The organism is Photorhabdus noenieputensis, from assembly GCF_018448935.1.
GTDB classification, from domain to species: Bacteria; Pseudomonadota; Gammaproteobacteria; order Enterobacterales; family Enterobacteriaceae; genus Photorhabdus; species Photorhabdus noenieputensis.
Genome location: NZ_RCWC01000062.1, coordinates 1 through 7215 on the forward strand (window position 1 = coordinate 1; position 7215 = coordinate 7215).

At 43.0% G+C, this 7215-nt stretch carries 9 protein-coding genes; all 9 read left to right on the forward strand.

Going from position 1 to position 7215, the window contains the following annotated elements; all coding sequences use genetic code 11:
- Positions 1–694, forward strand: a 694-nt coding sequence (locus tag EAE91_RS22615) for an HlyD family type I secretion periplasmic adaptor subunit (protein WP_214090427.1), incomplete at its 5' end; no start/stop codon positions are given.
- Between the two features lie 109 nt (positions 695–803).
- A complete protein-coding gene (locus EAE91_RS22620; protein ID WP_214090428.1) occupies positions 804–1325 on the forward strand; it encodes a DUF5625 family protein in 522 nt (173 codons plus the stop codon).
- A 48-nt stretch (positions 1326–1373) separates the two neighbouring features.
- Positions 1374–1895 (forward strand): DUF5625 family protein, encoded by a 522-nt coding sequence (locus tag EAE91_RS22625; RefSeq protein WP_214090429.1) that lies wholly within the window; start codon positions 1374–1376, stop codon positions 1893–1895.
- A gap of 48 nt (positions 1896–1943) precedes the next feature.
- A complete protein-coding gene (locus tag EAE91_RS22630) occupies positions 1944–2474 on the forward strand; it encodes a DUF5625 family protein (protein ID WP_214090430.1) in 531 nt (176 codons plus the stop codon).
- Positions 2475–2522: 48 nt separating this feature from the next.
- On the forward strand, positions 2523–3050 hold the full coding sequence (locus tag EAE91_RS22635; RefSeq protein WP_214090431.1) for a DUF5625 family protein: 528 nt from the start codon (positions 2523–2525) through the stop codon (positions 3048–3050).
- 48 nt (positions 3051–3098) lie between these two features.
- Positions 3099–3620, forward strand: coding sequence for a DUF5625 family protein (locus tag EAE91_RS22640; RefSeq protein ID WP_214090432.1), 522 nt, complete (start codon positions 3099–3101; stop codon positions 3618–3620).
- A gap of 58 nt (positions 3621–3678) precedes the next feature.
- On the forward strand, positions 3679–4200 hold the full coding sequence (locus EAE91_RS22645; protein WP_214090433.1) for a DUF5625 family protein: 522 nt from the start codon (positions 3679–3681) through the stop codon (positions 4198–4200).
- A gap of 48 nt (positions 4201–4248) precedes the next feature.
- Complete coding sequence (locus tag EAE91_RS22650) at positions 4249–4779, forward strand: DUF5625 family protein (RefSeq protein WP_214090434.1); 531 nt, start codon at positions 4249–4251, stop codon at positions 4777–4779.
- Positions 4780–4823: 44 nt separating this feature from the next.
- On the forward strand, positions 4824–7215 hold a 2392-nt coding region (locus EAE91_RS22655), incomplete at its 3' end, for a calcium-binding protein (protein ID WP_280520304.1).

The window sequence follows — 7215 nt, forward strand, 5'->3', positions numbered from 1 at the left end:
TGTGTCGCGGCATGAATATCTGGAGAAAGAGCAGACGCGACTGGATCTGCAACGCCAGTTAAGCGTACAACAGGCCAGTGTCTTGCAGTACACCGCCGCTCAGGACGAGGCGCGACGTCGGCGTGAGGCTGTTGTTGCGCAAAATCGCCGCGCCATGCTCGACCTGCAACAGGAAGCCAACAAAAAAGCAGCGACCTTGGTTCAGGAGCTGGCGAAGGCCCGCTATCAGGAAACCTTGACCAGCCTCAAAGCCCCGGTGGCCGGCACAGTTCAACAACTCGCTATCCATACCATTGGTGGCGTGGTGACACCCGCTCAGCCGCTGATGGTCATCGTCCCCGCAAACCAATCGGTAGAAGTGGAGGCCAGGCTGGAAAACAAGGATGTGGGTTTTGTCCATGTTGGTCAACCGGTCACCGTCAAAGTGGAAACTTTTACTTTCACCAAGTACGGCACCGTTGACGGCGAAGTGCTCAACGTGTCGAACGACGCCATCGAGGACGAAAAGCATGGGCTCATCTATAGCAGCCGCATTCGTTTGAAGTCTGATCACGTGATGGTCAATGGTCAGCGAGTCGCACTGTCTCCGGGCATGTCGATCACGGCAGAAATAAAAACTGATCAACGTCGCGTGATCGATTATTTCTTGAGTCCATTGCAGCAGCATATAGATGAAAGTCTGAGAGAACGGTAGGTTGTGAGGGCAGCTCTGTGAACTCGGCTCGCCATACTCACCGTTTTCCGGGTTTGAGATAAATGACCGTTAATGTTTTTCGCCGCCTTGCTTTATTTGGAGTGATGAAATGAAAGTATTACATATACATGAAAGGTTTAAAAATTGGCGAAATATTATTGTTTTTATGAGCTTAACCTTATTAATGTCCTGCTCTAGGCACATGGATATATACAGACCTATTGACGTATCGAAGTCTGGTCAATCAGTCAAAATTGATTTTGAACTCAGCAAGGAAGGTAATTATCAGTTCACCTTACTGTTTGAAACTGGGGAGGGTTATGATGAAATGGAAAGGCGGTTTAAGTTTTTTGGGAGAGCTGATAAAGATGGAGTAATAATCCCTGTTTCACTCCATATCGTTAAAGATGGCGAGATTTTTTTTGACAAGAAAATAAATGCCAGGGGATACGATGGGGGACAGGCTTTCTATTACGAAGAGAAATATGTAAATACGGCGGTGCGAGAAATTAAGACATTTTTGCTACCCCCCGGACGTTACTCTGCTGTTATTACCACCTTGGAAGATGTCCCTGAATTTAATGGCATCAATAGTTTTGTTGGATTCACCTATTACGATCCAAAGATTTAAAATGGTATCAGTATAAACAAAGGAAATATCAAAGTTTGGAGTGATGAAATGAAAGTATTGCGTATACACGAAAGGTTCAAAAACTGGCGCAACATTATTATTTTTATGAGCTGTGCCTTATTAATGGCCTGCTCTAAGTTCATTGATATATACAGACCGATTGACGTATCGAAGTCTGGTCAATCAGTTAAATTTGATTTTGAAATCAGCAAGGAAGGAAATTATCAGTTTGTCCTGCTGTTTGAAACTGGGGAGGGTCATGATGAAATGGCAAGGCGGTTTAAGTTGTTTGGGAGAGCTGATAAAGATGGAGTAATAACCCCCGTTTCACTCCATATCGTTAAAGATGGCAAGATTTTTTTTGACAAGAAAATAAACGCTGCGGGATCTGAAGGAGGGCGTGCCGTCAATTACGAAGAGAGAAGGATAAATACGGCGGTGCGAGAAATTAAAACATTTTCATTACCTCCCGGACGCTACTCTGCGGTAGTTACCACCTTGGAGGATGTACCTGTTTTTAATGGTATTGAGAGTTTTGTTGAATTCAACCATTACGATCCGAAGATTTAAAATGGTATCAGTATAAACAAAGAAAATATCAAAATTTGGAGTGTCGTAATGAAAGTATTACGGGTACATGAAAGGTTTAAAAGCTGGAGAAATATTATTGTTTTTATGAGTTTCACCTTATTAATGGCATGCTCTAAGCACATTGATACTATACGCAAACCGATTGATGTGTCGCATTCTGATCAATCCGTCGAGATTAATTTTGAACTCAGCAAGAGCAAGGCTGGAGATTATCAGTTTGCCCTGTTGTTTGCTAAAGGGAATGGTTATCAAGAAATTCTAAGGCGGCTTGAGTTGTTTGGGAGTATTGATAAGGTAGGGGTTATAACCCCCGTTTCGTTTCGTCTGGTTAAAGACGGCAAGGTTTTTTTTGACGAGGAAATAAACGCGGTGGGGAGCGAAGGAACACAATCCTTTTATTATAAAGAGAGAAATATAGCTACGGCTGTGAGAGAAATTAAAACACTTTCGTTACCCTCCGGACGTTACTCTGCGGTAATTACCACCCTGGAAGATGTGCCAGATTTTAATGGTATTCAGAGTTTTATACAGCTCACGTATTTTAATCCGAAGATTTAAACGGGTGTTAATATAAACAAAGAAAATATCAAAATTTTGAGTGAAGAAATGAAAATATTACAAGTACACGAAAGGTTCAAAAACTGGCGAAATATTATTGTTTTTATGAGTTGCACCTTATTAATGGCATGCTCTAAGCACATTGATACTATATATAAGCCGATTGATGTGTCGCATTCGGGGCAATCCATCGAGATTAATTTTGAACTCAGTAAGAGAAAGGCTGGGGATTATCAGTTTGCTCTGCTATTTGATAAAGGGGATGATGATGAAATAAAAAGGCGGCTTGAATTATTCGGTTATATTGATAAGGAAGGAGTGATAACCCCCGTTTCGCTTCATTTGGTTAGAAACGGCGAGGTTTTTTTTGACGAGAAAATAAATGCAGGGGGACGTAGCTGGGGACGTAGCTTCGATTACGAAGGGAGAAGGATAACTACGGCTGTGCGAGAAATTAAAACACTTTCGTTACCTCCCGGACGTTACTCTGCGGTAATTACCACCCTGGAGGATGTGCCTGCTTTTAATGGCATTCAGAGTTTTGTACAGCTCATATATTTTAATCCGAAGATTTAAAATGGTATCAGTATAAACAAAGGAAATATCAAAATTTGGAGTGATGAAATGAAATTATTACGTATATATGAAAGGTTCAAAAACTGGCGAAATATTATTATTTTTATGAGCTGCACCTTATTAATGGCCTGCTCTAAGCCCATTGATATATACAAACCGATTGATGTGTCGAAGTCTGGTCAATCAGTTAAATTTGATTTTGAAATCAGTAAGGAAGGAAATTATCAGTTTGCCTTGCTGTTTGATAAAGGGAATGACTATGAAGAAATGAAAAGGCGGCTTGAATTGTTTGGGAATGTTGATAAGGACGGGGTAATAATCCCCGTTTCGCTTCATCTAGTTAGAGATAGCAAGGTTTTTTTTGATGGAAAAATAAACGCTGTGGGAAGCGGTTGGGGGCGTTCCTTCGATTACGAAGGAAGAAGAATAAATATAGCTGTGCGAAACATTAAAATATTTGAGTTACTCCCGGGACGTTACTCTGCGGCAATTACCACCCTGGAGGATGTGCCTGCTTTTAATGGCATTGAGAGTTTTGTTGAGTTCGCCTATTACAATCCAAAAATTTAAGAAGATTTAAAATGGTATCAGTATAAACAAAGGAAATATAAAAATTTGGAGTGATGAAATGAAAGTATTACATATACACGAAAGGTTTAAAAACTGGCAAAACATTATTATTTTTATGAGTTGCATTTTATTAATGGCATGTTCTGAGCCCATTAATATATACAGACCGATTGATGTGTCGCATTCTGATCAGTCAGTCAAAATTGATTTTGAAATCAGCAAGAAGGGAGACTATCAGTTTGCCCTGTTGTTTGCTAGAGGGCATGGTCATGATGAAATGAACAGGCGAGATGAGTTATTTGGGAGTATTTATGATGACGGGGTGACAACTCCCGTTTCGCTTCATCTGGTTAGAAACGGTCAGGTTTTTTTTGACGAAAAAATAAACGCAGGGGGATACGATGGGGGACATTCCTTTGATTACGAAGAAAGAACGGTAACTACGGCTGTGCGAGAAATTAAAACACTTTCGTTACCCCCTGGGCGTTATTCTGCTGTCATTACCACCTTGGAGGATGTCCCCGCTTTTAATAGCATTGAGAGTTTTGTAGAGCTCACTTATTTCAAGCCGAAGATTTAAACGGGTGTTAATATAAACAAAGAAAATATCAAAATTTTGAGTGAAGAAATGAAAATATTACAAGTACATGAAAGGTTTAAAAACTGGCGCAACATTATTATTTTTATGAGTTGTATCTGGTTAGTAGCATGCTCTAATTACATTGATGCTATACGCAAGCCGATTGATGTGTCGCATTCGGGACAATCGGTCGAGATTAATTTTGAACTCAGCAAGCGCAAGGCTGGAAATTATCAATTTGCTCTGCTGTTTGCTACTGGGGGTGATTATAATGAAATAGACAGGCGATCTAAGATATTTGGGAGTGTTGATAAGGATGGGATTGCTATTCCCGTTTCTCTTCGTCTGGTTAAAGACGGAAAGGTTTTTTTTGACAAGAAGGTAAATGCGGTAAGGCTCGATGGGTGGCAAGCCTTCTATTACGAAAAGAGATTAATAAATACGACCGTGCGTGATATTAAAACACTTGAATTGCTCCCCGGACGTTACTCTGCGGTAATTACTACCCTGGAAGATGTGCCTGCTTTTAATGGCATTGAGAGTTTTGTAGAACTCTCATATTTTAATCCGAAGATCTAAGAAGACTTTAAATGATATCAATATAAATAGAGGAAATATAAAAAATGGCAAAGAATTATACCGTAACTTATAAAGTAGCTAAGTCGGGAGCGAAATATATTTATCAGTCTGATAAAGGAAAGCACAAAACAGGAGATGTGCATTCTTCATCCGGCGGCCATATGTGGTATGTTTTAAATGACGGCGACGGGAATAAAGAGAGTTTTGGCTTCGAGTCAAAATATGGCTCACCATTTGGTGAAGGGAACATGACCCCTTATGATAATGCCGCCTACCAAGAGACTGTTTCCGAAGTCACCATTGCTTTGACGAAAGAGCAATACACCAAGTTACGCGAATTTTCAAAAGAACCAAAGCCAGAAGAATTTGACGTTACACGTTACAACTTGTTCACCAATAGTTGTGTGGATTTCGCATATGCATCATTAAAAGTCATTGGATATAACAAGTATGGTTCTGAAGGAAATCCGCTTCCCAAGCATAATATTCATCGTATGAATGACATGTTAAAAACTCAAGGAGCTCAAATTATCCGTGATAACCTGACTCGTCATGGTGAGTATTATGAAGAAAAAGGTGGTATGCAATGTTTATGGCTTGGCGTAGACGATATACATCCTCGCCCACCATCGACAAACTTGATTAATATTGATATCAATTCCTCCCCACAGCCGCAGAAACATGTTCAGGGAGAAAACAAAGCCCAGCAGGATGTTGCTAACGGGTTTATACAAAATGCAGCAACACATAAAATATCTGCTCTTGGAGATATTCTCAATAAAACAGACTTCACTTCAACCCAAATGGCCAGCCTTGCCACTGGTGGTATTCGTCCCGGTGAAATGCAGCTTGATCCCAATGTCCGACCTAACACTTATCTGTCGGAGTTCTACAAGCCTTTCTACCAACCCGGAGACATCAGCAAGCTGGACTTTGGCTTACGCAATGCTGTGACGTTGAACGGCTTGTCGGCGATGACAACGTTTAACACTTATGTTGACCCGCTGTTATTGGATCTGAGCGGCAATGGTGTGCACATGACTGACATTCGTGACGGCGTGCTGTTCGACATGGACAACAGTGGCACGCTTAAGCGCAGCGGTTGGGCGGATCGCAATACCGGGATATTGGTGATCGACGATGGTAGCGGTCAGATAAAAAATGCCAGCCAGATGTTCTCCGAATACTACGGTGGTAAGGCCGGAATAAACGGTGCCGCTGGCGAAAAAAAATTCAAGGAGGGTTTCGGTGCTTTAGCCAGTGAAGATGCTAATAAAGACGGAGTGATTGATCAGACTGACCCGATCTGGAGCAAGCTGCGGGTTTGGGTCGACAGTACCCGCGATGCGAAAGTCGGTGTGGGCGAACTCAAGACACTGGCGGAATTGGGTATTACTCAGATAAACGTCCGGGCTTCGAACAAAACGGAAGTCCGTGATGGGAATAAAGTTGTTGCCAGTGGATCGTTTACTATCAATGGTAAAACTCAGGAAATGCTGGCCGTTGATTTTCTTGGTGACACCGTTAGCAACACCCTGAGCACTCAGGGGGCTGGTACGAAAGTGACTTCCACCACCAACGATATCACTACCACGGCTTACGCCAGCCAGAGTGAAACAGATGAAACCCTAAATGCTGAGCAACTGGGAGTCAGCAATCTGTATGGTGGCAGCGGCAATGATACGTTGATTGCGGCAAAAACTGGTAGCTGGCTGGTCGGGGGCGCAGGGAGCAATACCTATGTCGGTGGTGTCGGCGATGACGTTTTTGTTATCAGCGCTTCTGACGATACGAAAAACATTCACGGCAATGGCGGGCACGATACGGCGATCATTGTCGGCAAAAAAGGCGTGGAGCTGAACATGGCTCAAGCCGGTTTAACTATGGCTCAAGGCGGGAGCGGCAGTGATGTAATCAGAAGCGGCGGAGCCAACGGTGTCTTTATCAAGGGTGGTTCCGGTGATTCGGTGCTGGTCGGTGGCATGGGTAACGACGTATTGGTCGGCGGCAGCGGGCACAACACTATCATTGGTGGCAGTGGCAAGTCGGTTATCTATGCCGGTTCTCAGGGCGACACAATCTATGCTTCCCAAGGCGGCAGCATCATTCACGCTGGCGGCGGCGATGATAAGATTTTTGGCGGCTTTGGTGACGACGTGATCGAAGTGGGTCACGGCAATGCTACGATTGATGGGGACGGCGGGATCAACATCGTCAGTCTGCACGGTAACCACGGTGATTATCAAATTACCCGTACCGACAGTGGGTATGTGGTGGCCGATAAGGTCGCCGGGCGTGACGGCACGGTCACGCTGAAAAATATCCAAAAACTCAATTTTTCAGATATTTCGGCGGTTGATTTACAAACACCCAATGCGATGCCTGTCGAGGATGTCCTCACTCACGACAAGGACGGCAAGGTTTTTGATCGTACTC